The organism is Bradyrhizobium sp. S3.3.6, assembly GCF_040546905.1.
GTDB classification, from domain to species: domain Bacteria; phylum Pseudomonadota; class Alphaproteobacteria; order Rhizobiales; family Xanthobacteraceae; genus Bradyrhizobium; species Bradyrhizobium cytisi.
This window is the reverse complement of the sequence record NZ_JBEPOT010000005.1, coordinates 409752-433647: the sequence shown is the minus strand read 5'-3', so window position 1 is coordinate 433647 and position 23896 is coordinate 409752. Positions and strand designations below refer to the sequence as shown.

Below are 23896 nucleotides of genomic sequence, written 5' to 3'. Positions count from 1 at the left end.
CCCGTTTGCGCCGGTTGCCCGCCCTTCCGCACCCCGCCATAGTGCCGGGAATCACCAAGCCTTTTACTTACAAGCCTTTTACTTAAAGGACCCTGCGGGCGGAAATGCCGATGCTAGATGTGACTTCAGCCAATGAGATTGCCGATGACGTCCGCGTGCGCGGCAACGTCGTGCGCCTCGCCGCAGCCCAAGCGCTGACCGGCGCCAATTCGGCGGTGATCTTCGCCACCGGCTCGATCGTCGGCGCCACGCTCGCGCCTGACATGTCGCTCGCGACCGTGCCGCTGTCGATGTACGTGGTTGGGCTTGCGGCCGGCACGCTGCCGACCGGCGCGATCTCGCGCCGCTTCGGCCGCCGATGGGCTTTTGTCATCGGCACCGGCCTTGGCGCGCTCACCGGTGTCATCGGGTCGTTCGCGATCCTGCACGCCTCGTTCGCGCTGTTTTGTCTCGCGACCTTCCTCGGCGGCCTCTACGGCTCGGTGGCGCAATCCTATCGCTTCGCGGCCGCCGACGGTGCCAGCGCGGCCTACCGGCCCAAGGCCGTATCGTGGGTGATGGCGGGTGGCGTGTTCGCCGGTGTGCTCGGTCCGCAGCTGGTGCAATGGACCATGGACATCTGGTCGCCCTATCTGTTCGCCTTCAGCTTCCTGGTGCAGGCGGCGGTCGCGCTGGTCGCGATGGGCATCGTCGCCGGCGTCGATATGCCGAAGCCGGCTCCGGCCGATCTGCACGGCGGCCGGCCGCTGCTCACCATCGTGACCCAGCCGCGCTTCATCGCGGCCGCACTGTGCGGCGTCATCTCCTATCCCATGATGAATCTGGTGATGACCTCGGCGCCGCTCGCCATGAAGATGTGTGGCCTCAGTCTATCCGATTCCAATTTCGGCATTCAATGGCACATCGTCGCGATGTACGGCCCGAGCTTCTTCACCGGTGCGCTGATCGCCCGCTTCGGTGCACCCAGAATCGTCGCCGCCGGTTTGCTATTGGAAGCGGGCGCCGCCGGCATCGGTCTCTCCGGCGTCACCGCGATGCATTTCTGGGCGACGCTGATCGTGCTCGGCATCGGCTGGAATTTCTCCTTCATCGGTGCCTCCGCGCTGGTGCTGGAGACGCACCGCCCGCAGGAACGCAACAAGGTGCAGGCGTTCAATGATTTCCTGGTGTTCGGCATGATGGCGATCGGCTCGTTCGCGTCGGGGCAGCTGCTCGCCAATTATGGCTGGTCGGCCGTGAACATGGTCGTGTTTCCGCCGGCTGTGCTTGGCCTCGTCGCGCTTTCGCTGGCGTCCTGGGCGCGCCGCCGCAGGGCGCGGCTGGAGGTCGCGATGGGCGAGTTCCCGGACGCGATCTGAGTTGGCAGGAGGCTGTCAGCAACGTTGACGCTTCGATCACTGTCGAAGGGATTTTCGGGTACGAGTTATTAGTTAATGCGTCATGGCCGGGCTTGTCCCGGCCATCCACGTCTTGGACGCGCAGATCGAAGAACGTGGATGCCCGGGACGAGCCCGGGCATGACGGAGTAGGCAGCATGCTCGACAATCCTCAACACCCCGCGGCCGACGAATCCTCGCTCCGCTATGAAGGCTGGCGCATCGTCGCGGTCTGCTTCCTGCTTGCGACCTTCGGCTGGGGGCTCGGCTTCTACGGCCAGAGCGTTTATGTCGCTGAGCTGCAGCGCGCGCGGGGCTGGCCGGCCTCGCTGATCTCGTCGGGCACCACGTTCTTCTATCTGTTCGGTGCGTTGCTGGTCGTCTTCGTCGGTGAAGCCGTCCGGAAACATGGCCCCCGGATTTGCCTGATCGCCGGCACGGTGGCGATGGCGGCCGCTGCGGTCGCGATCGGCGCGGTGCGCGAGCCCTGGCAGCTCTATCTGGCGGATGCCGTGCTCGCCTTCGGCTGGGCCGGCACCAGTCTCGCCATGATCACCAACACGATCAGCCTGTGGTTCGATCAGAAGCGCGGCATGGCGATCAGCCTCGCCCTGAATGGCGCGAGCTTTGGCGGCATCGTCGGCGTGCCGCTGCTGGTGACGATGATCAGCCATATCGGCTTCGGAAACGCGATGTTCGCCACTTCCGGCGCCATGCTGGTGTTGCTGCTGCCGGTGATTTTGCTGGTCGTCGGCCGGCCGCCCGATCTCCATGGCTGGCAAGACGCTGCCAAGGCCAAGCCGCAATCATCGGCAGAGATCCGCTCGCGCGCGCTGCGCGATGTCGGCTTCCTCACGGTGACGATCGCCTTCGCGCTGGTGCTGTTCGCGCAGGTCGGCTTCATCGTGCACCTGATCTCGTTTCTCGATCCCGTGATTGGGCGCGAGCGTGCGGCCATGGCGGTCGCTGTGCTCACTGCGATGGCGGTGATCGGCCGTGTCCTGTTCTCGATGGTGATCGACCGCCTCAACCAGCGGCTGGCGTCGGCGCTGTCGTTCCTGAGCCAGGCCGCCGCGCTGTGCGTCGTGATCAATCTGCACAACGATTATATGCTGATCGCGGCCTGCGCGGTGTTCGGCTTCTCGGTCGGCAATCTCATCACCCTGCCGTCGCTAATCGTGCAGCAGGAGTTCGACTCCGCCTCGTTCGGCGTGCTGATCAGCCTCAACACCGCGATCAACCAGGTGACCTACGCGTTCGGCCCCGGCGTCGTCGGCGTCCTGCGCGATTTCTCCGGCGGCTATTCGCTGCCGTTCTATCTCTGCATCGCGCTGGAGCTGACAGCCGCGGCGCTGATCATGGTGCGGGGCAAGCCGCGAGCAAGGCTTTCATAGAGGCGCGACGGCGCCTCAACAAACTCCGTCATTGCGAGGAGCCCTCGCGACGAAGCAATCCAGACTGCTTCCGCGGAAAGGTTCTGGATTGCTTCGCTGCGCTCGCAATGACGGGGTGAGAGCGGAGATCACCCCTCCCGCTGCTTCAGCAAGCCCTCGACATCCAGCCGCTTCGTGAACATCGCGAGCTTGCCATCCGGCCCGAACGGCCATTGCTCCCGCGGCTTGTCCCAATACAGCTCCACGCCATTCTCGTCGGGATCGCGCAGATACAGCGCCTCGGACACGCCGTGGTCGCTGGCGCCGTCCAGCGCAATGCCGGCCGAGAGCACGCGGTGCAGCGCGTCCGCCAGCGCCGGCCGCGTCGGATAGAGGATCGCGGTGTGAAACAGCCCGGTCGTGCCCCGCGGCGGCGGTGAGCCGCCCTTGCTCTCCCAGGTGTTGAGCCCGATGTGGTGGTGATAACCGCCGGCCGAGATGAAAGCCGCACTGGTGCCCATGCGCTGCATCAGCTCGAAGCCGAGCACGCCGCAATAGAAGCCGAGCGCGCGATCGAGATCGGCGACCTTGAGATGGACGTGGCCGATCCTGGTGCCGGCGGCGACGGCTTGGTTCTCCGACATGGTCGTGCTCCGTTGATCAACTCCACATAAGCCGAGCTTCGGGACAGCGCTACGGCCTTATCCCGAAACCCAGTGTTTCCGGATGCGCAATTGCGCGTCCGGATACGAAGCTATGACAGCTCCAACACCGCGCCCTCGGGCAGCCCGAACTCAAACGTGTTCAGCGTCATCGACACCATCGTGTAATAGCCGCACAGCCCGATCACCTCGACCACGCCGCGTTCGCCGAGCAGCTGCACCGCCTTATCGTAGAGGCCCTTCTCGACGCCGTGGCCCTCATGCAGCGACTTCGCGAGATCGTAGATCATCCTGGCCTTGGGATCGTCGAACTCGGGCGTGCGTCGATCGCGGATCGCGTCGATGATTTCAGGATCCATACCGCCGGCAAGCGCGAGGCGCTTATGCGCATACCATTCGTAATGCGCGGTCCAGTGCCGTGCCGTCACCAGGATCGCGATCTCCGAGAGCTTCGCCGGAAAGATCGTGTCGTAGCGCAGGATCTCGCCGAGCCGCGTGGCGTGACGGGCCATGTCCGGGCTGTTGAGCCAGGCCATCATCGGCGCCGGCGGCTTGCCGCGCTTGCCGGCAATCGACTCGTCATAGGTCTGCCGCTGGCTCTCGTTCATTTCGCCAGGCGAAAGAAGTTTCAGGCGCATTCGCGTTTCCTCTTTGTTTTCAAGCACCGCCGTGGCGCGACTATAGCGGACGACGGGCCGCGGAAGTGGTTGAATTCCGCAGTGCGATGGCCCAGAGTCGCGCCCAACAAGCCGATAGTGATTGATGGAAACGACCATGAGCGAAACAGAGACGGCTGATCTCGAACAATTCCGCAACGAGACGCGCGCCTGGCTCGAAGCCAACTGCCCGCCGGAGATGCGCAAGCCCGCGACGTCGGACACCGACGTGTTTTGGGGCGGACGCAACGCAAAATTCTCGTCCGAGCCGCAACGCATCTGGTTCGAGCGCATGCGCGACAAGGGCTGGACCGTGCCTGACTGGCCGCAGGAGTATGGCGGCGGTGGCCTCAGTGCCGCCGAGCACAAGGTGCTGCGTACGGAGATGGGAAGAATCGGCGCCCGTCCGCCGCTGTCGAGTTTTGGCATCTGGATGCTCGGGCCGGCGCTGCTGAAGTACGGCAACGACGCGCAGAAGAAGGAGCATCTGCCCAAGATCGCGGCGGGCCTGATCCGCTGGTGCCAGGGCTATTCCGAGCCGAACGCGGGCTCCGATCTCGCCTCGCTCCAGACCCGCGCCGAGAGCGACGGCGACGATTTCGTCATCACGGGGTCGAAGATCTGGACCTCCTACGCCAACTACGCCGACTGGATCTTCTGCCTGGTGCGCACTGACTCGGCTGCGAAGAAGCACGACGGCATCAGCTTCATCCTGTTCGACATGACGTCGAAGGGCGTCACCACCAAGCCGATTCTCTTGATCTCCGGCTATTCGCCGTTCTGCGAGACCTTCTTCGACGGCGTCCGCGTGCCGAAGTCGCACGTGGTCGGCACCGTCAACCGCGGCTGGGACGTCGCAAAATATCTGCTCCAGCACGAGCGCGCGATGATCTCGGGCATGGGCGAGCGCGGCGTCGGCCGGCCGCTCGGGCAGATCGCGGCGGACTCCGTCGGGTCAGATGCGCAAGGCAAGCTCGACGATGCGATGCTGCGCGGCAAGATCGCCAGCTTCGACGTCGATGAAGCAGCCCTTGCGGCCTGTGCCGAACGTGCCGTCGATCTCGCCAAGGCCGGTCAGGCGCATCCGGCGTTCTCCTCGGCGATGAAATATTACGGCACCGAGCTCAACAAGCGCCGCTACGAGATCCTGATGTCGGCCGGCGGCGTCGACGCGCTGGAATGGGAGAGCGAGCGCTCGCGGCAAGGCGCCCGTCCGCGCGCCTGGCTCCGCACCAAGGCCAACTCGATCGAAGGCGGCACGACGGAGGTGATGCTCGGCATCGTCGCCAAGCGCATCCTGGATCTGCCGGGGGCGTGAGGCTTCTGTCATTCCGGGGCGCGCAACGCGCGAACCCGGAATCCATTCATCCACCAACTCCGTCGCCCAATGGATTCCGGGTCTGGCCCTCCGGGCCATCCCGGAATGACAGCGGCAAATAGATTTCGCATCGGAAACACGCACATGGCCCTCGTCCTCACCGAAGAACAATCAATGCTCCGCGATAGCGCGCGCGGGCTGATCAGCGACAAGGCGCCGGTGTCGCACCTGCGATCTCTGCGCGATTCCAAGGACCCCACCGGCTTCTCCAGGGAGCTGTGGCACTCCTTCGCCGAGATGGGTTTTGCCGGCTTGCTGGTGCCGGAAGAATTCGGCGGCAGCGGCCTCGGCTTCATGGAAGCCGGAATCGTCATGGAAGAGATCGGCCGCACCTTGATGCCGTCGCCCTTCCTCGCCACCAGCGTAGTCGCGGCCTCGGCGCTGAACCGCGGCGGCAATGCCGCGCAGAAGTTGGAGTTCCTGCCGAAGATTTCGAACGGCGCGCTGCTCGCGACGCTCGCGATCGACGAGGGCGCAAAGCATCGCCCGCTGCAGACCAACTTGCAGGCCGTGCGCGCCGGCAACGGCTTCAAGCTCTCTGGCGCCAAGGCGCTGGTCGTTGACGGCCACGTCGCCGATCTCTTCATCGTCGCCGCGCGCACCGCAGGCTCCGCCGGCGAGCGCGACGGCCTGACGCTGTTCCTGGTCAACCCCAAGGCCAGGGGCGTCGCGATCGAGCGCACCATCATGGTCGACGCGCATAATGCGGCGCGGATTGAGCTCGCCAATGTCGAGGTCAACGCCGACGGCGTGCTCGGCGAGGTCGATCAGGGCGCCGCCCTGCTCGATGGCGTGCTCGATATCGGCCGCGGCGCGGTCGCCACCGAAATGGTGGGCCTCAGCGAGGAGGTCTTCAACCGCACCGTCGAGTATCTCAAGAACCGAAAGCAGTTCGGCAGGCTGATCGGCGAATTCCAGGCGCTGCAGCACCGCGCCGCCGAGCTCTATGTCGACATCGAGATTACGCGCGCCGCCACGATGAAGGCGCTTCGGGCGCTGGACGCGGACGTCGCCAAGGCCGCCTCGGCCGTCGCCGTGGCAAAAGCCCGCGCCGGCACCACCGCCACCCGCGCGGTGCAGGAAGGCGTGCAGATGCATGGCGGCATGGGCATGACCGACCAGTTCGACATCGGCTTCTTCATGAAGCGGGCACGCGTGTGCGAGGAGCTGTTCGGCGATGCGAACTACCACACCGAGCAGCTCGCGCGGGCGCGGGGGTATTGAGGGGCTGCTGGGACGCGAGCCTCGTACCTCACTCTCCGGTGTCGTCGCCCGGCTTGACCGGGCGAGCCAGTACGCCGTGGCCGCTCGATTGAAACACAATCGTCTCGGAATACTGGATCGCCCGGTCAAGCCGGGCGATGACAGTTGAGCAAGGAGAAAGCGCCCGCCCCAAACTCGTCATTGCGAGGAGCCCGCGACAAAATTGCGAAGCAATTTTGCGCTGGTGCGACGAAGCAATCCAGAATCTTTCCGCGGTGATAGTCTGGATTGCTTCGCTTCGCTCGCAATGACGAAGTGCCTTACCGCATCGGCGGCGCGTACTGCACGCCACCCGCGTTCCACAGCTGGTTCATGCCGCGCGGGATCTTCAGCTGCGACTTCTCGCCGATGTTGCGCTCATACATCTCGCCGTAATTGCCGACGCGGCGGATGATGCGCACGGCCCAGTCCTTGGTGAGGCCGAGCTGCTCGCCGTAATTGCCCTCGGTGCCGACCAGCCGCATCACTTCCGGCTTCTTCGACTTCAAGGCCTCGTCGATGTTCTCCGAGGTGACGCCGAGCTCCTCCGCGTTGATCATCGCGTAGAGCGTCCACTTCACGATCATCATCCAGTCGTCGTCGCGCTGGCGCACGACGGGGGCGAGCGGCTCCTTGGAGATCATGTCGGGCAGGATCATGTGGTCGCCGGGCTTGGCCATGTTCAGCCGCAGCGCGTAGAGCTGCGAGACATCGGCGGTCAGCGTGTCGCACTTGCCGGTGTCGTAGGCTTTCACCACGTCTTCCAGCTTGTCGAACTTCACCAGCTCGTACTTCATGTTGTTGGCACGGAAATAGTCGGCGAGGTTGAGCAGCGTGGTGGTGCCTGATTGCACGCAGACCTTGCTGTCGGCGAGGTCCAGCGACGTCTCCTTGCCGCGCGAGCGCGGCACCATGAAACCCTCGCCGTCGTAGTAGGCGACCGCAGGGAAATAGAGATCGTAGTCGAGCTCACGCGACATGCTCCAGGTCGAGTTGCGCGAGAGGATGTCGACTTTCCGGCTCTGCAATTCCTTGAAGCGCTCGCTGGCATCGAGCGGCACGAACCTGGCCTTGCCCGGATCGTCGAAGACCGCGGCCGCCACTGCGCGGCAGAAATCGACGTCAAAACCAGTCCAGTTGCCCTTGTCGTCGGGGATCGAGAAGCCCGGCAGGCCCTTGTTGACGCCGCACAGCACCTCGCCGCGGCGCACGGTGCGCTTCAGCGTGCGGGTGTCGTAGAATTCGTAGGTGATGGCCAAGGCGGCGACCAGCACGGCAACCGCAAGCCCGATCAGCAGGCCGCCTCGAAATGTGCGCATCATGTTGCTCTCTCGAATTAATCGGGAAAAGGAATTCTGGACGAGGCGGGATATTTAGAGCTCAGGCTTCTGCCGGATGACCACCTTGGTGCCAACAGGGACGCGATCGTAGAGGTCGGCGACGTCATTGTTGACGAGACGGAAGCAGCCCGAGGATACCTTGGTGCCGATCGTATCGGGACGGTTGGTGCCGTGGATGCGGTAGACGGTGGTGCCCAGATACATGGCGCGGGCGCCGAGCGGATTGCCGGGGCCGCCGGCCATGAAGCGCGGCAGATAGGGCTGGCGCTGGATCATCTCCGACGGCGGCGTCCAGTCCGGCCACTCCTTCTTGTTGGTGATGTTCACCAGCCCCTGCCACTGAAAGCCGTCGCGGCCGACGCCGATGCCATAGCGGATCGCGCGCCCGCCGGGCTGCACCAGATAGAGGTGGCGCTCGATGGTCGAGATGATGATGGTGCCCGGCGCTTCCGTCGTGCGGTAGTACACGACCTGCTTCTGCCATTCCGGATCGAGCTCGTAGCTGTCGTCGGCGACCAGGCCGGGCTCGTCGCCGCGGTCGGGCTGCTGGGCGAAGGCGTGCGGCGCCGACAGGATCAGGCCGATCGCAACCACAAGCGCCCCGGTCAGGCGACGAAAATCCGTCATTTCAAGCTCTCCCCGCTGCCACAGCGCAAATCGTCACGAACCATCTGAACTCAGGGGCAGCTTCGTGGCAAGTTCAAGGCGCGCCCAGCTGGTATGTCACGAGAATGCTTTGGTTTTTTGACGAGGCCCGGCAATGCCATGAACGGGGGATGGCGCGAAAAGCAGTGGCCACGGTTTCGCCTGTCGGTTGAGGCCTCCTAGATCTGGCTGGCCGCTGGCCCAATCCCGAGCCGCCGGACGATTTCGGCGCCGACGGCGCGGGCCTCGTTGCGCGAGCCGATGCGGGGGCTGCGAAACCGTCGTCCGGACTGCAACCGGATCGCCACGATGCAGTGCTCGTCCTCGGACCGGCCGCGGCGCTCGATCGTGATCGCTTTCACGTCCTGCCCTTCGATATGGTCGGCGCGCATCTCGCCATTGCCCCAGAGGCGCTCGACGCGGATATCGCCCGCACGAATGATCCAGAAGGCGCCGGTCACGAGATTGGCAAATCTGTAGACCGCGAACGCTGCGATCACGCCGAGCGGCAGCGGCATGATGTCGATCAGATTGGGCGGCAAGCCGCGCCAGAGCCGGTAGGCGTAAGGTGCGCCACTCAGCGCGACGACGATCAGGGCCGCGATCCGGATGTCTCTCTGCGAAAACGGCTCGACGGGGTCGCCAAGACGCATCTCGGGATTGCTGGCATCAAGCGGATTGACGGGGGCTTCGACGTCGGGAACGTCGAATTGCGCGGCGATCCGGGCCACGGTGTCACGCACATGCGTGACATCGGAGAGGGGCGGGGACGTCAGGCGCTCGCCCGAGACCAGCGTGAAGGCCAGCTGGAAGCGGGCTTTTGCGGTTTTGCTGCCGGGAACCTGTAATCCGAGGATGTCGTCTTTCGTGACGATCCTGGTCTGGAGCTTCCCGAACGGTCGCTGCCGTCCGATCAGGATCGCATCCGGCGTGATGATCCAGACCACCGCCGGGGTAAGCATCACGGTGCCGACGAACGCTGCGCCCGCCAGCAGCGCGACCACGGAGATGATCACTTCGAGGATGTCGTGCGTGAACAGCCCTGGCGTGAAACACAGCGCAACGGCCGCCGCAGAGCCGGCCACGACCAGCCGCTGCGCGATCGAGGCGCCTTCGCGAAGGCGGATATCGTTGCTGGTGGTCGCGTCGTCCATTGCGGGCGGCTGATGTCGAGGTCGCGAAACTCCACGGACGGGTCCGTGAAGTCAAGCAGCAAAGCCGCGGCCGGCGGTATCAGCTATCGGCGTTCAGCAGCTTGGCCACGGTGCGGTCGATCTCGTCATAGCGGCCTTCGCCTTCGTGCTGGAACACGATCTTGCCGCTCTGGTCGATGATATATTGCGCCGGCCAGTATTGGTTGCGGTAGGCGTTCCAGGTCTTGGAATCATTGTCCTGCGCCACCGGATAATTGATGCCGTGGCGCTTCAGCGCGGCCTGGACGTTGGACGCCGAACGCTCGAACGGGAATTCGGGTGTGTGCACGCCGACCACGACCAGGCCCTTGTCTTTGTACTTGGCGTAGAGGTCGGTGACGTGCGGCAGGGTGTTGACGCAGTTGACGCAGCCATAGGTCCAGAAGTCGACCAGCACGACCTTGCCGCGCAGATCGGCGATGCTGAGCGGCTTCGAGTTGAACCAGTTGCTGATGCCGGCGAAGTCGGGCGCGGTCGCCGCCTGGCTGGCGGCCGCGACCTTGACCGGCGGTGCGGGCGTGGCCTCGCCGCAGATGCCGGGAATGACGGCGCCGGTGACGGCGAAGCCGATCAGCGCGGCCGAGACGGCGAGCAATTTGAAAGTCATGGAAGCGTCCTCCGGTGAAGATGAGAGATGATCACAGGCCGATCTGGCCGGTGGGGTAGAAGCCGGTGAGCCACGCCACGATCAGCGTGTCGTATTGGAAGTAGGCGGCGAGCGCGAAGGCGATCACGACCACGCCAAAGCCCTGCTGCAGCCGCGGCGAGATGCGCGCGAGGCTGCGCACGCGCGTGGTCGCGGCCTGTCCGCCGTAGGCGATCGCCAGCATCGGGATCGCGGCGCCAATCGCGTAGGCAATGAGCAGCGTGCCGGCCCAGGCCAGATTCCTCGAGGTCGCGACCAGCGTCAGGATCGAGCCGAGCACGGGGCCGGCGCAGGGCGTCCAGACCAGGCCCAGCGTTGTCCCGAGCACGAGGCCGCCGAGCGCGCCCTCGCGCTGCGCGCCGCCGCCAGCGCCAAGATCGAGCCAGCCATTGAGCCGGATCGACAGCCATTCGAACGGCGCCGGCCACAGCATCAGCAGGCCGAAGCCGAGCAGCAGGACCGAAGCCCCCTCGCGCAGCACATTCGGATCGAAATCGAATGCCTGCGTCAGCGCACCGAGCACCAGCGCGACCGCGGAGAAGGAGACGACGAAGCCGAGCGCGATCATTGCGGGGCGCAGATGCGAGGAGCGCCCGATCGAGGCGCCGAGCAGGATCGGCAACATCGGCAGCGTGCAGGGGGCCGCAATGGTGAGGATGCCGGCGAGGATGGCGAAGAGGAGCTCGAGCATGGGGCACTCGTGATGGAGGTCACGAGGGCAGTTCGGGATGGAGGCCGGGATCGTTACGCGGTGTCACGCGCTCGTGACGGAGCGATGTCCCGGCGCCCCCAAATAAAAACGACCCGGAGGGGGGCATCCCGTCCGGGTCGTTGGAGGTCTTGGGAGGTTTAACGAAACCGTATGCGATCCTTATAGGGACGAAGTTTTTCCGCCTGATGTTGTGGTTTGTTTCATTTGTTTCGTCGGCGGTAACGCTTCCGTGTCCCGGGACGGGGCCGGAAATCCGGTCCTATCCCATTGAAATCCTTGACATCAGGCGGCGAAACGGTCGACGCCGCAAGTCTTAAGCAGATCGGCGAGCTGCTTGCGGGCGTAGAACATCCGGGTCTTCACTGTGCTCTGCGGGATGCCGATGATCTGCCCGACCTCCTCCACCGACTTCTCATGGTAGTAGACGAGGGTGATGATCTCGCGATGCGCGGGTGACAGCTTTTGCACGCAGGCGCGCAGGATGGCGCTGGTGTCGCTGCGGTCGAGCGAGGTCTCGGGCGTGTCGCAATTGTCTGGGATCTGGCGCACATCTTCCTGATCGATGTCCTCGAAGCGGCGCTGGCGCAGTGCGGTCAGCGCCTTGAAGCGGGCGATCGAGAGCAGCCAGGTCGAGACCTGCGAGCGGCCCTGGAATTGTCCGGCGGTGCGCCACACGTCCAGGAACACCTGGCTGACCAGGTCTTCCGCCGTGGTCGCGTCGCGCACGATGCGCAGGATGAAGCGGTAAACCCGCACGTTATGGCGGCAATAAAGGATGTGCATGGACGTCCGGTTGCCGTCGGCAATGCTCTCGAGGAGCATGTCGTCCGAGGTCGCCTGAGCGGCAATGATGCTCTGGCTGGCTTGGGCGTTGATGGCGATGACGTTCGGCATTGACTTGGCTCCCCGGTGCGCCGCAACCGAGCGGCGTTTCCTTGGACCAAAGTGTTAATGAGCCAACGTTTCGGGACGTCTGCACGAAAAGCGGAAAATGGTTTCGTGCGCCGCCAAATTGTTTCGTCGGTTCAATCGCGACGAAACATTCAGGGCAAAAAAGCGTGGAATTTCAATGTGTGGAAAATACGGTACCGCGGAGTTGGACTGGGAGGAACGAGTTTCGAAGCTTCGCGTTTGCGGGCGCCACACCTACCGCTGTCGTCCCGGACAAGTGTAGATCCTGGACGACGCCGTGGATGGTGCGTGGTGTCTACGCCTTCTCGCCCGCGGGCGAGAACAGATAGCCGCCGCCGCGGATGGTGCGGATCACGGCGGGTTTTGTCGGGTCGGGCTCGATCTTGCGGCGGATGCGCATGATGCGGAGATCGACGGCGCGGTCGAAAGCTTCGGCGTCGCGCGCATTGGCCAATTCCAGCAGTCGCTCGCGCGACAGCACGCGCTTCGGGTTGGCCGCGAACACCTTGAGCAGCCCGAACTCGGACGCGGTCAGCGGATGCTCGTTGCCTTCGTCGTCGCGCAGGGCCTGGGCTTCGAGGTCGAGCCATTTGGTGCCGAAGCGCACCAATTGATCCTTGTCCGATTTCGCGGGCGCCGCGCCGGCGCTAGCGGCTTTCGCCGGCGTGCTCCGCCGCAGCACCGAGCGGATGCGTGCCATCAGCTCGCGCAGCTCGCAGGGTTTTGCGACGTAATCGTCGGCGCCGAGCTCGAGGCCGACGACGCGGTCGATCGGGCTCGCGGTTGCGGTCAACATGATGACCGGCACGTTGATGCGGCTCTTGAGGTCGCGGATGATCGAGAGGCCGTCTTCCTCGGGCATGTTGAGGTCGAGCACGACGAGGTCGGGCATGCTGCCGTCGATCGCGGTGCGCAAGCTCTTGCCGCCGTCGCACAGCGTCACGGTGAAGCCGTGCATCTTGAGGTAATCGCCGACCATCTCCCGGGCCGGGGCCTCGTCGTCGACGATCATGATGTGCTGGCTTTGTGTCATGTCACTCAGATCTCGGTATTCAGAATCTCGGTACTCAAATCACGGTGTCTCGGTCGCAGGCAGGGTGATGGTGAAGGTCGAGCCCTTGCCCGGGCCGTCGCTGTTGGCGGTGACCTCGCCGCCATGCATGTCGATAATACGCTTGACGATGGACAACCCAAGCCCCGTCGAGCTCTCACCTGCGGTCGGTTTTGCCGATAGCCGCTGGAACCGGCCGAACAGGCGGCCGAGATCCTCCGGCGACAGGCCGGCGCCCTCGTCGCTGACGCGGATGATGGTGTCGTTGGCCTCATGGGTGACTGCGACGGCGATCTTGCCGGCGATCGGCGAATATTTGATGGCGTTGCTGATGAGATTGTCGATCGCCTCGCGGATGCGGTCGGTGTCGCACATGGTGACGATGTTGACCGGCGCGGTGACGTGGATGGCCTGCTGCTTGTTGACGGCGAGCGGCTGGTTGGCCTCGGCGACCTCCTTCACCAGTGCCGCGACGTCGACCGGCTCGCGGCGGATGGTGATGTCGAAGGCATCCGCCATCGCATCCGAGATCAGGTGATCGACCATTGAGGTCAGCCGCTTGGTCGCATCGCGGATGTGGTCGACCTGGGCGCCCACGCCGCTCGCGGACGCGCCGGTCGAGATCAGCTCCTTCAGCATCTCGGTGCGGCCGAGGATGACGCCGAGCGGGTTCTTCAGATCGTGCGCGACGGTGCCCAGAATCTCGTTCTTGAAGCCGTTGGCGCGTTGCAGCCGCAGCCATTGCGCCGAGAGCCGGCGGTTGGCCTGCATCAGCGCGCGGGTGCGCTGGGCGACGCGGTCTTCCAGCTGCGTATTGGCGTCCTGGAGCTGCTGATAGAGGATGACGTTGTCGAACGCGATCGAGAGCCGACTGGAGAAGATCTCGACCAGCGAGCGGTCGGTCTCGGACAGGTCACGCTCGGCCTGCAGCAGCACCACGACCTCGCGGCCAGATCCGGTGCGTAGATAAATCACGCTGCGGTGGTCGGCGAATTCGTTCTTGCGGCGCTGGAACGCAGCCTCGACCATCTCACGCAAATCAGGGTCGAGCGCCTTCGACGTCGTGGTGCCGATGAAGCGGCTGTAGCAGCCGCTGCCGGCGAGCACCGAGAGCTCGGGATCGACGCCGCCATTGTCGCGCAAGACCAGTATACCGGCGCAGTCGACATTGAGCAACGAGGCGAGCTGGGTCAGCACGCCCTCGGCGAGCCGCTGCATCGACTTGAAGTCGTACAGCGTCGAGGCGGCATCGATGATGATCTCGAGCCCGCGCCTGGTCTGCACCATGCGCTCGAGCTGCTGGTAGGAGCGCAGCGCCGCGGTCAGCGAGGTGAACAGCTTGTCGGCGGTGAGCTCGGTCTTGGCCTTGTAGTCGTTGATGTCGTACTGCACGATCACGCGCCGCTCCGGCGCCTGGCCGGGCTGTCCGGTGCGCAGGATGATGCGCACGGTCTCGTTCTTGAGCTCGCTGCGGATATATTCGACCAGCTCGAGGCCGGCGACGTCGGTCTCCATGATGACGTCGAGCAGCACCGCGGCGATGTCGTTGTGCTCCGCCATCAGCTTGCGGCCTTCCGCCGCGGAATGGGCGGAGAGGATCTCGAGGCCCTGGCCGTTCAAGCTGTAGTCCGAGAGAGCAAAACGCGTGCCGTCATGCACGGCCGGATCGTCGTCGATGACGGCGATCTTCCATTTCCGGGCGTCCATATCCTCCGACGCGGTGCCGGTGTCGTCGATCAGGTGGAGGACATCGTCCTGTTCGGCCATTGCGAAGTCCCGTCACTTTCTGTGCCTTGCGCGCCGCCCTTGGCGATCCGCGGCATGATAATCCGAAAAGTAGTGCCTTGTCCCAGCTTGGATTCCAGCATCATCCGCCCGCCCAGCTGCTGGGTGACGAGGTTATAGACGATATGAAGCCCGAGTCCCGTGCCACCTTCATTGCGCCGGGTGGTAAAGAATGGGTCAAAGGCTTGGCGCTGCACGTCGGGGGTCATGCCGGCCCCGTCATCGGCGAAGATGATCTCGATATCGTCGGTGGCGCGCGGCCGCGCCGAGATGGTGATGGTGCCAGCGCGCCCGTCCGCGAAGGCGTGGTTGGCGGCGTTGAGGAACAGGTTGGTCAGGATCTGGCCATAGGAGCCGGGATAACCGTCGAGCAGCAGCCCCTCGGGCACGTCGACCAGCAGCGTGATCGGCGAGCGCTTCAGCACGGGCCTAAGGCTCGCGATGATCTGGTCGGTGGCTTCGCTGAGTGAGAACTGACGCCGCTCGGCATGGGAGCGGTCGACCGCGACCTGCTTGAACGACTGGATCAGCTCGCCGGCGCGGGTGAGGTTGGCGACCAGCTGCTGCGAGGCGTCGCGCGAGGACTGCACGAATTCTTCCAGCTGCGAGCGGCGCAGGCCGCCGTCGCCCCTGAGCTGGGCCTCGAAGATCTCGCTGCGCCTCGCAAAACTCGAGGCCACCGTCAGGCTGATGCCGATGGGGTTGTTGACCTCATGCGCGACGCCGGCGACGAGGCTGCCGAGCGCTGCGAGCCGCTCGGCGTCGATCAGGTTCTGCTGCGCGGCGTTGAGCTCGAGCAGCGCGCTCTCCGCCTTTTCCTTCGATGCCCGCAGCTCGTCCTCGGTCTCGCGCTTGGCGATCGCATTCTCGCGGAACACCTCCACCGCGCGCGCCATCGCGCCGACCTCGTCTCGCGCGCGCGTGCCTTGCACCTCGCGGCCGAGATCGCCGAGTGTGATCGCGCGCATCGACGCCATGATCTGCTGCAGCGGCAACCGGATCGACAGCGCGATCAAGACGCCGGCGCTAAGGATGATGCCGAGGAAGATCACCGCGATCGACAGCACCCGCCGCGAGATGTTCGCCAGCGTGCGGTCAAACGTCTCCTGCGCCTTCTGCTCGCGCCGGCGCATCTTTGTCGAAAGGTCGTCGATGGCGCCGATCGCCTCGGCCTGGCTGGCGTCGATCGTGTTGCGCAGCAGCTCGGTGCGGCTCGTGAGCTGCTCGGACAGCTTTGCAAAACCCTCGCGCAGCGCCGTGGTACGGGCGCCGAGCTTCTGCAGCGCCATGCGCTGCAGATCGTTGTCGGCGAGATCGATCATGACCGGAATGGTCTTCTCGATCGTCTCGGTGTTGCGGCGCGCATCGTCGGCGGCACCCGGCGACAGCGACAGATAGTACGAATTGGCCGCGACCAGCATCGCCGTGAAGGCCTCGCGCGACTTGCCGAGCGAGGGCCAGATCAGTGCGTCGCGATGGCCGGTGGCGCCCTCGATGATGGAGTAGAGGCCCGCCATGTCCTTGGCCGGGCCCTGCACCTGCTCCTCGTAGGTCCTGGCGATGGTCGCCTGCACGCTGCGCAGCTCGCCAAAGCCGTTGAGGAAGCGGTCGGTGGTGCGCTCCAGCTCCTCGACCGAGCCCGACAGCATCGGATCCTTGGCGGCGCGGTCGGTCAGCGTGCCGAGCACGGCCTCGCGCAGCAGCAGGATCTCGGCGAACAGGTCCGGGCTCGGCTGGTTGATGTAGCGGTGGATCAGGTTCTGCAGGCGCCCGGTCTCGCTTTCGAGCAGCGCCAGGACCCGGTCGGATTCGCGCACCTGGCGGACGTCGTCCCAGGCCGAGCCCAGCACCTGCGCGCCGTTCCAGATCATCGCCACCAGCACGATCACGACGGCGGAGTTCAGCGCCGCGATCGATAGGATGCGCCAGCGGATCGGCACCGCCCGCAGCGCGCCGACGAGCCGCGCACGCATCCGCCCGATCGGACCGGACGGCCGCTCTGCGAGCTCGCTATGTCCGGGCGCGGCCAGTCGTGTCACTCCACCTTGCGAATGCGTTCGATCAGCGCGGCCGCGGCGGGATTCTGCGCGGCCTTGGCGTAGATCGGCGCCATCGCGTCCTCGAACGGCTTGCGGTCGATGTCCTTGATCACGATGATGCCGGCGGCCTCCGCCTTGCGCTGCGACTGCTCCTCGAGGTCGCGCCACTTCTCGCGCATGAACTGGCTGGAGCGTTGCGCGGCCTCCCTGAAGATGGTCTGGTCGTCGGCCGACAGGCTGCGCCAGGCCTTGAGCGAGATCACCAGCACCTCCGGGCTCATCGTGTGCCCGGTCAGGGTATAGTAGCCGGCATATTTGTAATGGTCTGTCGTCACGAAGGATGGCCAGTTGTTTTCGGCGCCGTCGATCAGATGGGTTGCGAGCCCCGTGAGCACCTGCCCATAGGGCAATTCGACCGGCTCGGCGCCGAGCGAGCGGATCATCTCGCTCATCAACTCCGACTGCTGCACCCGGATCCGCAATCCCTTGAGATCGGCGATGCTCTTCAGCGGGCGGACGGCATTGTAGATCGAGCGTGCCCCGGAATCGTAGAAGGCTAGCCCGACGAAGCCGTAGGGCTCGAAGCTGCCCAAGATCTCATTGCCGATCGGCCCGTCCAGCACCTTCTGCATGTGCTCGATGGACCGGAACAGGAACGGCATGGCGAGCACGTTCATCGCCGGGACGAAATTGCCGATCAGGGCCACGTTGGTCCGGTTGAGGTCGATCGCGCCGGCGCGGGTCTGCTCGATCGTCTCCTTCTCCTCGCCGAGCTGGCGGGAGTGAAACACCTTGATCTCGTGCCGCCCGCCGGTGCGCTCGGCGATCAGCGCGCCCATGTAGCGCAGCGCCTGGACGGTCGGGTAATCCTCGGTCTGGGTGTCGGCGGCGCGGAATTCGCGCGCAGCAGCGTCCGTCGCGCAGATGGCGAGCAGAAGCGCGACGAAGATCACCCCGGCCCGCGAGAGTTCGGCACGGTTCAGCACTGGCACACTCAACCCCTCGGAGATGGAGTCTATGGCAGGACCAAAAGGTTCAATGCAATCTAGCAGATGGTCGAGGGAAGGCCATCCCGCGCCGCTCCCCCCGGCGCGATTGTGCGGCGCGACCGGCCTTTATTCCTGGTTGAAACCGCAGGTACCGCGCCTTAAGCAGGGTACGCTCGCCTTTTGCCGCTTGATCCGGGAAGCGCCATCGTGACTTCAGCAATGCGCCTTTTGCAGGTCGCCGCCGCCACCTTGGCCCTCGCCTTGAGCTGCGAGGCGCGCGCCGCCACCGACATCGCGTGGTGGCACGCCATGTCGGGCGAGCTCGGCAAGCAGCTCGAAAAGCTCGCCTCCGATTTCAACGCCTCGCAGTCCGACTACCGCGTTGTGCCTGCTTACAAGGGCAATTACACCGAGACGGTGACGGCCGCGATCTTCGCCTTCCGCTCGCGCAGCCAGCCCGCGATCGTCCAGGTCAACGAAGTTGCAACGGCAACCATGACCGCGGCCAAGGGCGCGATCTATCCGGTGTACAGCATGATGCGCGACATGGGCGAGCCGTTCTCGCTCAACGACTATCTTCCGGCGGTCTCCGGTTATTACACCGACGCCGCCGGCAATCTGCTGTCGTTCCCGTTCAACTCGTCGACACCGATCCTCTACTACAACAAGACCATGTTCCGCGACGCCGGCCTCGATCCCGAGACGCCGCCGAAGACATGGCCCGAGCTCGGCGCCGCTGCAAAGCGGCTGCGCGATCGCGGCGCCGTCTGCGGCTTCACCACGTCCTGGCCGTCCTGGATCCATGTCGAGAATTTTTCGGCGTTCCACAATCTGCCGCTGGCCACGCGCGCGAACGGTTTTGCCGGTCTCGATGCGGAATTGACCATCAACAATCCGGTCGTGGTCAAGCACGTCGCCCAGCTCGCCGAGTGGCAGAAGACAAAGTTGTTCGACTATAGCGGCCGCGGCCAGTCGGCCGAGCCGCGCTTCCAGAACGGCGAATGCGGCATCTTCATCGGCTCCTCGGCGACGCGCGCCGACATCAAGGCGAATTCGAAGTTCGAGATCGGCTACGGCATGATGCCGTACTGGCCCGACGTGAAAGGCGCGCCGCAGAATTCCATCATCGGCGGCGCCACGCTGTGGGTGCTGCGCGACCGGCCGCGCGACGAATACAAGGGCGTGGCGCGGTTCTTCGCCTATCTGTCGCAGCCCGGCGTGCAGGCCGCCTGGCATCAGAACACCGGCTACCTGCCGATCACCCGTGCCGCCTTCGAGCTGACGCGCGCGCAAGGATTCTACGAGCGCAATCCGGGCTCGGCGATCTCGTTCGAGGAGATCACGCTGCATCCGCCGACCGAGAATTCGAAAGGCATAAGGCTCGGCTCCTTCAACCTGATCCGCGGCACGATCGAGGAGGAGCTTGAGCACGCCTTCGCCGGCCAGAAGAGCGCGCAGGCCGCGCTGGACGCCGCCGTCGAGCGCGGCAACAAGCTGCTGCGCCAGTTCGAGCGCGCCAGCCCGGATAGGTAGCGGCGGGATGGAAGCTTGCCGATTGGAGCGCGAGACCCTCCACGTCGTCATGGCCGGGCTTGTCCCGGCCATCCACGCCTGCCCCCCAGCACGAAAAGCGTGGATGCCCGGGACAAGCCCGGGCACGACGAACTCGAGTGCACAAAGGCGCGATGTCGATGACACTACCCCACTTCGCTGATGCGGTGAGCTTCCGCGCCTTTCGCTCCGCTTCCTCGCAATGGCTGCCGATCGTGCTCGATATCGCGCGCGGCCACGGCATCGACACCAGCTCGCCGCATGTATTTTCGACCGGCACCAATCTCGTGGTCGGGCTTGGCGAGAAGCTGATCCTGAAAATCTTCCCGCCGGTGCTGCGCGCGCAATTCGTCTCCGAACGCGGCTCGCTGATGCAGCTGAAGGGTCGGCTTCATCTGCCGATTCCGGAGATCGTCGCGGAGGGTGAGCGTGACGGCTGGCCCTATCTCATCATCACGCACCTCACCGGCACGCTCGGGTCGGATGTCTGGCCACAACTGCCGGAAGCGCAGAAGGAGCGCGTGCTGCGCCAGATCGGCGAGACCATTGCCGCCGTGCAGCGCGCGCCGCTCGGCCCGCTGGCGCAAATCGAGCCGCGCTGGGATGCGTTCATGCGCACGCAGATGCAGGGCTGCCGTAACAGGCACACGCATCTCGGCCTCGCGCCAAAATTCCTAGCTGGCCTCGATGATCTCCTGCACGACGCCGCAACGCTGATTCCGGTCGACGCACCGCCGGTGATCCTGATCGGCGAATACATTCCGGAAAATTTTCTGCTCGCCTGCCACGACGGCGACTGGTCGCTCGCCGGCCTGTTCGACTTCGGCGACGTGAAGGCTGGATGGCGCGATTACGATCTGCTCGGACCGAGTGCGTTCATGTCGGCGGGCCGGCCGGGGAGGGTGCGCAGCCTGCTCGAAGGGTTTGGCTACGAGAAGCTGGACTACGCGCTGAAGCGGCGCCTGATGGCGCTGATGCTGCTGCACCACGCCAGCGACCTCAACAGCCACATCTGCATCGCGGGCTGGCAGGACAAGGTGGACGATCTGATCGCGCTGCAGGAGTTGATCTGGGCGGGGTGAGCGCCTCCCGCTCCGTCATTCCGGGGCGCCGCACAGCGGCGAGCCCGGAATCCATCTTCCCTCGCGTTCCGTGGCCCGATGGATTCCGGGCTCGATGCTTCGCATCGCCCCGGAATGACGGGCAACGCTCATTAAGCGGGCTCTGGCTTCGATGCGCCTAGAAAATAGGCAATTATGCGTCTCTGTATGCAATGATCCTGAGAACCCTTTGAGGCCGAAATCTGAAATGCCTTATTCTTTCAGGCTGTTGGGCCGGCGTGCGTCGCTTCCAAGCCTTGGCACGAACCTTGCGAATCCAGTTCCAACCAGAAACTTTTTGAGTTGGAGCATTTTCATGAAGCGCCGCGATTTTCTCAAGTCCGTCTCCGGATTGGCCGCCGGCGCGACGCTTCCGGTCATTCCGTCCGTGGTCTCCTCGGCCTATGCCGACGCGCGCTCGGAGACGCTGCTGATCGTCTCCGAAGGCGGCCCGAACAACCTCGACATCCACGGCGTCGGCACCAATGTGCCCGGCTATGAAGTGTCCTGGAATTGCTACGACCGGCTGATCAGCCACGAGATGAAGACCGGCCCCGGCGGCGTGCCCTATTACGACCGCGACAAGTTCAAGGGTGAGCTCGCCGAGGAGTTCAAGATCGACGACATGTCGGTCACCTTCAAGCTGCGCAAGAACGCCAAATTCCACGACGGCACGCCCGTCACCGCCAGGGACGTGAAATGGTCGCTCGATCGTGCGGTCAGCGTCGGCGGCTTCCCGACCTTCCAGATGAGCGCGGGCTCGCTGACCAAGCCGGAGCAGTTCGTCGTCATCGACGACCACACCGTGCGCGTCGACTTCCTGAAGAAGGACAGGCTGACGGTCCCCGATCTCGCGGTGATCGTGCCCTGCATCGTCAACTCCGAGCTCGTGAAGAAGAATGCCAACGAGAAGGATCCCTGGGGCCTCGAATTTACCAAGCAGCAGACCGCGGGCTCCGGCGCCTACAAAGTGACGAAGTGGACCGCGGGCACCGAAGTGATCATGGAGCGCAATGAGGATTGGGTCTGCGGTCCGCTGCCGAAGATCAAGCGCGTGATCTGGCGCATGGTGCCGCAGGCCGGCAACCGCCGCGCGCTGCTGGAGCGCGGCGACGCCGACATCTCCTATGAGCTCCCGAACAAGGATTTCCAGGAGATGAAGGCCAGCGGCAAGCTCAACGTGGTGTCGCTGCCGTTCTCCAACGGCATCCAGTATATCGGCATGAACGTCACCAAGCCGCCGTTCGATAATCCAAAAGTCCGTCAGGCGGTGGCCTACGCGCTGCCCTACCAGAAGATCATGGATGCCGTGATGTTCGGCCTCGCGAACCCCATGTTCGGCGCCGCGAAGGACAAGCCGACCGAAGTCGCCTGGCCGCAGCCGCACAAATACAACACCGACATTGAGAAGGCGAAGGCGCTGATGGCGGAAGCCGGCCTCGCCAGCGGCTTCGAGACCACGATCTCCTTCGATCTCAACTTCGCCGGCGTCAACGAGCCGCTCTGCGTGCTGGTGCAGGAAAGCCTCGCCCAGATCGGCATCAAGACCACCATCAACAAGGTGCCCGGCGCCAACTGGCGCACCGAGTTGAACAAGAAGGAGATGCCGCTCTTCACCAACGTGTTCTCGGGCTGGCTCGATTACCCCGAGTACTTCTTCTACTGGTGCTATCACGGCAACAATTCCGTCTTCAACACCATGAGCTACAAGTCGGCGGAGATGGACAAGCTGATCGACGGCGCGCGCACCGCAGCCGCGACCGGCGACATGGCGACGTATGACACCGACGTGAAAGGCTTCGTCGATCTCGCCTACACCGACATCCCGCGCATCCCGCTGTACCAGCCCTTCGTCAACGTCGCGATGCAGAAGAACATCTCGGGCTACCAATATTGGTTCCACCGCCGCCTCGACTACCGCGCGCTGGCGAAGGGGTGAGCGGATGCCGAGCGCGCGTGAAAAGGTCGCGACGCTGGCTGGCCTGCCGAGTGAGGCGGACACCTTCCTCTCATTCCCTCTCCCCTTGTGGGAGAGGGGCAGGGTGAGGGGTAGCCACGAACTCCGAGCTCGCTTGGGGTCACCCCTCACCCATAGCCGAAGCTTCGCTTCGGCGTTGATTGTAAGGACGGCCGACGAAGGCGGCCTACGCCTCTCCCACAAGGGGAGAGGGGGCGCAGCGGTATGCGCGGCTCGATTTCAGTTCAACGTCAGGAGTCCCACGCCATGCTGACCATGATCGGCAAGCGCCTGATGTTCGCGATTCCCTCGCTGATCGGCGTCGTCATCGTCACCTTCCTGCTGACGCGCGCGCTGCCCGGTGATCCCGCCGCGTACTTCGCTGGCCCGGCCGCAACGAAAGAAGCCGTCGAGCAGATCCGCAAGAAGCTCGGCCTCGACAAGCCGCTGATCGAACAGTTCTTCCGCTACACCAACGATCTCGCACACGGCGATTTCGGCAACTCGCTCACGACAGGCCAGCCGGTCGCGGCCGAAATTCGCAACCGGCTTCCGGCTTCGGCCGAGCTGACACTGCTCGGCCTGATCGTCTCCATCGTCATCGCCATTCCGCTCGGCGTCCTCGCGGCAACGCGACCAGGGTCGTGGATCGACCACTTATGTCGCATCACGACAACAGCGGGCGTCTCGCTCCCCGTGTTCTTCACCGGCCTGGTGCTGGTCTATTTCTTCTATTTCCGGCTCGGCTGGTCGCCCGCACCGCTCGGCCGTCTCGATGTGTTCTACAGCGCGCCGCCGACGGTCACCGGCTTCTATCTGATCGACACGCTGATTGCGCGCGACTTCGAAGCGTTCCGCTCGGCGTTGAGCCAGCTCATCCTGCCCGCGACGACGCTCGCGATCTTCTCGCTGGCGCCGATCGCGCGCATGACGCGCGCCTCGATGCTCGCGGTACTGTCGTCGGAATTCGTCCGCACCGCGCGCGCCAGCGGCCTGTCGCCGACGACAGTCATCGTCACCTATGCGTTTCGCAATGCGATGCTGCCTGTCATCACCACGCTCAGCATGGTGTTCTCGTTCCTGCTCGGCGCCAACGTGCTGGTCGAAAAAGTGTTCGCCTGGCCCGGCATCGGCTCCTACGCGGTGGAAGCGCTGATCTCGTCGGACTTCGCGCCGGTGCAGGGCTTCGTGCTGACCATGGCGGTGATGTACGTGCTCTTGAATCTGGTGATCGACATTCTCTATGGCGTGATCGATCCACGCGTGCGGCTTGAAGGGTAGGGGGACAC

General features: G+C 64.6%; 20 protein-coding genes. 8 read left to right on the top strand and 12 right to left on the bottom strand.

From position 1 onward, the window contains the following. Positions 1 to 110: 110 nt before the first annotated feature. Both ABID59_RS18450 and ABID59_RS18445 read left to right on the top strand, forming a co-directional pair. On the top strand, positions 111 to 1358 hold the full coding sequence (locus tag ABID59_RS18450) for an MFS transporter (protein WP_354084276.1): 1248 nt from the start codon (positions 111 to 113) through the stop codon (positions 1356 to 1358). Between the two features lie 176 nt (positions 1359 to 1534). Continuing rightward, the gene (locus ABID59_RS18445; protein ID WP_354084275.1) at positions 1535 to 2770 is read left to right on the top strand and encodes an MFS transporter; all 1236 of its coding nucleotides are present in this window, start codon (positions 1535 to 1537) and stop codon (positions 2768 to 2770) included. Between the two features lie 128 nt (positions 2771 to 2898). Here the strand turns inward: ABID59_RS18445 and ABID59_RS18440 are convergent, their stop codons facing one another. Together ABID59_RS18440 and ABID59_RS18435 are read right to left on the bottom strand one after the other, a co-directional pair. Continuing rightward, positions 2899 to 3393, bottom strand: a complete 495-nt coding sequence (locus tag ABID59_RS18440) for a VOC family protein (RefSeq protein ID WP_148751029.1) — start codon at positions 3391 to 3393, stop codon at positions 2899 to 2901. A gap of 110 nt (positions 3394 to 3503) precedes the next feature. After that, positions 3504 to 4049 (bottom strand): carboxymuconolactone decarboxylase family protein, encoded by a 546-nt coding sequence (locus ABID59_RS18435; RefSeq protein WP_354084274.1) that lies wholly within the window; start codon positions 4047 to 4049, stop codon positions 3504 to 3506. 136 nt (positions 4050 to 4185) lie between these two features. Here ABID59_RS18435 and ABID59_RS18430 point away from each other — a divergent pair, with 136 nt between their 5' ends. Then, complete coding sequence (locus ABID59_RS18430; protein ID WP_354084273.1) at positions 4186 to 5385, top strand: acyl-CoA dehydrogenase family protein; 1200 nt, start codon at positions 4186 to 4188, stop codon at positions 5383 to 5385. A gap of 144 nt (positions 5386 to 5529) precedes the next feature. Then, positions 5530 to 6669 carry an acyl-CoA dehydrogenase family protein gene (locus ABID59_RS18425; RefSeq protein ID WP_354084272.1) on the top strand — a complete coding sequence of 380 codons (1140 nt, stop codon included), beginning with the start codon at positions 5530 to 5532 and terminating at the stop codon, positions 6667 to 6669. Positions 6670 to 6968: 299 nt separating this feature from the next. Here the strand turns inward: ABID59_RS18425 and ABID59_RS18420 are convergent, their stop codons facing one another. From ABID59_RS18420 to ABID59_RS18375, 10 genes are all read right to left on the bottom strand, one after another. Beyond that, positions 6969 to 8006: an amino acid ABC transporter substrate-binding protein gene (locus tag ABID59_RS18420; RefSeq protein ID WP_354084317.1), complete on the bottom strand. Its 1038-nt coding sequence runs from the start codon at positions 8004 to 8006 to the stop codon at positions 6969 to 6971. 54 nt (positions 8007 to 8060) lie between these two features. Further along, the gene (locus ABID59_RS18415) at positions 8061 to 8654 is read right to left on the bottom strand and encodes a L,D-transpeptidase (RefSeq protein ID WP_354084271.1); all 594 of its coding nucleotides are present in this window, start codon (positions 8652 to 8654) and stop codon (positions 8061 to 8063) included. Between the two features lie 197 nt (positions 8655 to 8851). Beyond that, a complete protein-coding gene (locus ABID59_RS18410; protein ID WP_354084270.1) occupies positions 8852 to 9826 on the bottom strand; it encodes a hypothetical protein in 975 nt (324 codons plus the stop codon). A 79-nt stretch (positions 9827 to 9905) separates the two neighbouring features. After that, entirely contained in the window at positions 9906 to 10472 is a 567-nt protein-coding gene (locus tag ABID59_RS18405; RefSeq protein WP_354084269.1) for a thioredoxin family protein, read from the bottom strand. Between the two features lie 31 nt (positions 10473 to 10503). Then, the gene (locus tag ABID59_RS18400) at positions 10504 to 11202 is read right to left on the bottom strand and encodes a cytochrome c biogenesis CcdA family protein (RefSeq protein WP_354084268.1); all 699 of its coding nucleotides are present in this window, start codon (positions 11200 to 11202) and stop codon (positions 10504 to 10506) included. A gap of 303 nt (positions 11203 to 11505) precedes the next feature. Then, entirely contained in the window at positions 11506 to 12117 is a 612-nt protein-coding gene (locus ABID59_RS18395; protein WP_148751021.1) for a sigma-70 family RNA polymerase sigma factor, read from the bottom strand. A 313-nt stretch (positions 12118 to 12430) separates the two neighbouring features. Continuing rightward, positions 12431 to 13168 (bottom strand): response regulator, encoded by a 738-nt coding sequence (locus ABID59_RS18390; RefSeq protein ID WP_148751020.1) that lies wholly within the window; start codon positions 13166 to 13168, stop codon positions 12431 to 12433. 39 nt (positions 13169 to 13207) lie between these two features. After that, positions 13208 to 14953 carry an ATP-binding response regulator gene (locus ABID59_RS18385; RefSeq protein WP_148751019.1) on the bottom strand — a complete coding sequence of 582 codons (1746 nt, stop codon included), beginning with the start codon at positions 14951 to 14953 and terminating at the stop codon, positions 13208 to 13210. Continuing rightward, positions 14923 to 16944, bottom strand: a complete 2022-nt coding sequence (locus tag ABID59_RS18380; RefSeq protein WP_187434821.1) for a sensor histidine kinase — start codon at positions 16942 to 16944, stop codon at positions 14923 to 14925. The genes ABID59_RS18385 and ABID59_RS18380 overlap by 31 nt, the downstream gene beginning before the upstream one ends. 62 nt (positions 16945 to 17006) lie before the next feature. After that, on the bottom strand, positions 17007 to 18002 hold the full coding sequence (locus tag ABID59_RS18375) for a TRAP transporter substrate-binding protein (RefSeq protein WP_148751018.1): 996 nt from the start codon (positions 18000 to 18002) through the stop codon (positions 17007 to 17009). Between the two features lie 216 nt (positions 18003 to 18218). Here ABID59_RS18375 and ugpB point away from each other — a divergent pair, with 216 nt between their 5' ends. The 4 genes from ugpB (at position 18219) to ABID59_RS18355 (ending at position 23888) form a co-directional block, all read left to right on the top strand. Next, positions 18219 to 19532, top strand: coding sequence for a sn-glycerol-3-phosphate ABC transporter substrate-binding protein UgpB (gene ugpB, locus ABID59_RS18370; RefSeq protein ID WP_148751078.1), 1314 nt, complete (start codon positions 18219 to 18221; stop codon positions 19530 to 19532). Positions 19533 to 19690: 158 nt separating this feature from the next. Then, the gene (locus ABID59_RS18365) at positions 19691 to 20632 is read left to right on the top strand and encodes an aminoglycoside phosphotransferase family protein (protein ID WP_502916806.1); all 942 of its coding nucleotides are present in this window, start codon (positions 19691 to 19693) and stop codon (positions 20630 to 20632) included. Between the two features lie 334 nt (positions 20633 to 20966). Then, positions 20967 to 22589: an ABC transporter substrate-binding protein gene (locus ABID59_RS18360; RefSeq protein ID WP_354084266.1), complete on the top strand. Its 1623-nt coding sequence runs from the start codon at positions 20967 to 20969 to the stop codon at positions 22587 to 22589. Positions 22590 to 22874: 285 nt separating this feature from the next. Beyond that, positions 22875 to 23888: an ABC transporter permease gene (locus ABID59_RS18355; protein WP_148751016.1), complete on the top strand. Its 1014-nt coding sequence runs from the start codon at positions 22875 to 22877 to the stop codon at positions 23886 to 23888. Positions 23889 to 23896: the final 8 nt, after the last annotated feature.

Coding starts and splice junctions, on each gene's coding strand:
- ABID59_RS18450 (WP_354084276.1), top strand. CDS start 111: ATGCTAGATGTGACTTCAGCCAATGAGATTGCCGATGACGTCCGCGTG.
- ABID59_RS18445 (WP_354084275.1), top strand. CDS start 1,535: ATGCTCGACAATCCTCAACACCCCGCGGCCGACGAATCCTCGCTCCGC.
- ABID59_RS18440 (WP_148751029.1), bottom strand. CDS start 3,393: ATGTCGGAGAACCAAGCCGTCGCCGCCGGCACCAGGATCGGCCACGTC.
- ABID59_RS18435 (WP_354084274.1), bottom strand. CDS start 4,049: ATGCGCCTGAAACTTCTTTCGCCTGGCGAAATGAACGAGAGCCAGCGG.
- ABID59_RS18430 (WP_354084273.1), top strand. CDS start 4,186: ATGAGCGAAACAGAGACGGCTGATCTCGAACAATTCCGCAACGAGACG.
- ABID59_RS18425 (WP_354084272.1), top strand. CDS start 5,530: ATGGCCCTCGTCCTCACCGAAGAACAATCAATGCTCCGCGATAGCGCG.
- ABID59_RS18420 (WP_354084317.1), bottom strand. CDS start 8,006: ATGCGCACATTTCGAGGCGGCCTGCTGATCGGGCTTGCGGTTGCCGTG.
- ABID59_RS18415 (WP_354084271.1), bottom strand. CDS start 8,654: ATGACGGATTTTCGTCGCCTGACCGGGGCGCTTGTGGTTGCGATCGGC.
- ABID59_RS18410 (WP_354084270.1), bottom strand. CDS start 9,826: ATGGACGACGCGACCACCAGCAACGATATCCGCCTTCGCGAAGGCGCC.
- ABID59_RS18405 (WP_354084269.1), bottom strand. CDS start 10,472: ATGACTTTCAAATTGCTCGCCGTCTCGGCCGCGCTGATCGGCTTCGCC.
- ABID59_RS18400 (WP_354084268.1), bottom strand. CDS start 11,202: ATGCTCGAGCTCCTCTTCGCCATCCTCGCCGGCATCCTCACCATTGCG.
- ABID59_RS18395 (WP_148751021.1), bottom strand. CDS start 12,117: ATGCCGAACGTCATCGCCATCAACGCCCAAGCCAGCCAGAGCATCATT.
- ABID59_RS18390 (WP_148751020.1), bottom strand. CDS start 13,168: ATGACACAAAGCCAGCACATCATGATCGTCGACGACGAGGCCCCGGCC.
- ABID59_RS18385 (WP_148751019.1), bottom strand. CDS start 14,953: ATGGCCGAACAGGACGATGTCCTCCACCTGATCGACGACACCGGCACC.
- ABID59_RS18380 (WP_187434821.1), bottom strand. CDS start 16,944: ATGCGTGCGCGGCTCGTCGGCGCGCTGCGGGCGGTGCCGATCCGCTGG.
- ugpB (WP_148751078.1), top strand. CDS start 18,219: ATGCGCCTTTTGCAGGTCGCCGCCGCCACCTTGGCCCTCGCCTTGAGC.
- ABID59_RS18365 (WP_502916806.1), top strand. CDS start 19,691: ATGACACTACCCCACTTCGCTGATGCGGTGAGCTTCCGCGCCTTTCGC.
- ABID59_RS18360 (WP_354084266.1), top strand. CDS start 20,967: ATGAAGCGCCGCGATTTTCTCAAGTCCGTCTCCGGATTGGCCGCCGGC.
- ABID59_RS18355 (WP_148751016.1), top strand. CDS start 22,875: ATGCTGACCATGATCGGCAAGCGCCTGATGTTCGCGATTCCCTCGCTG.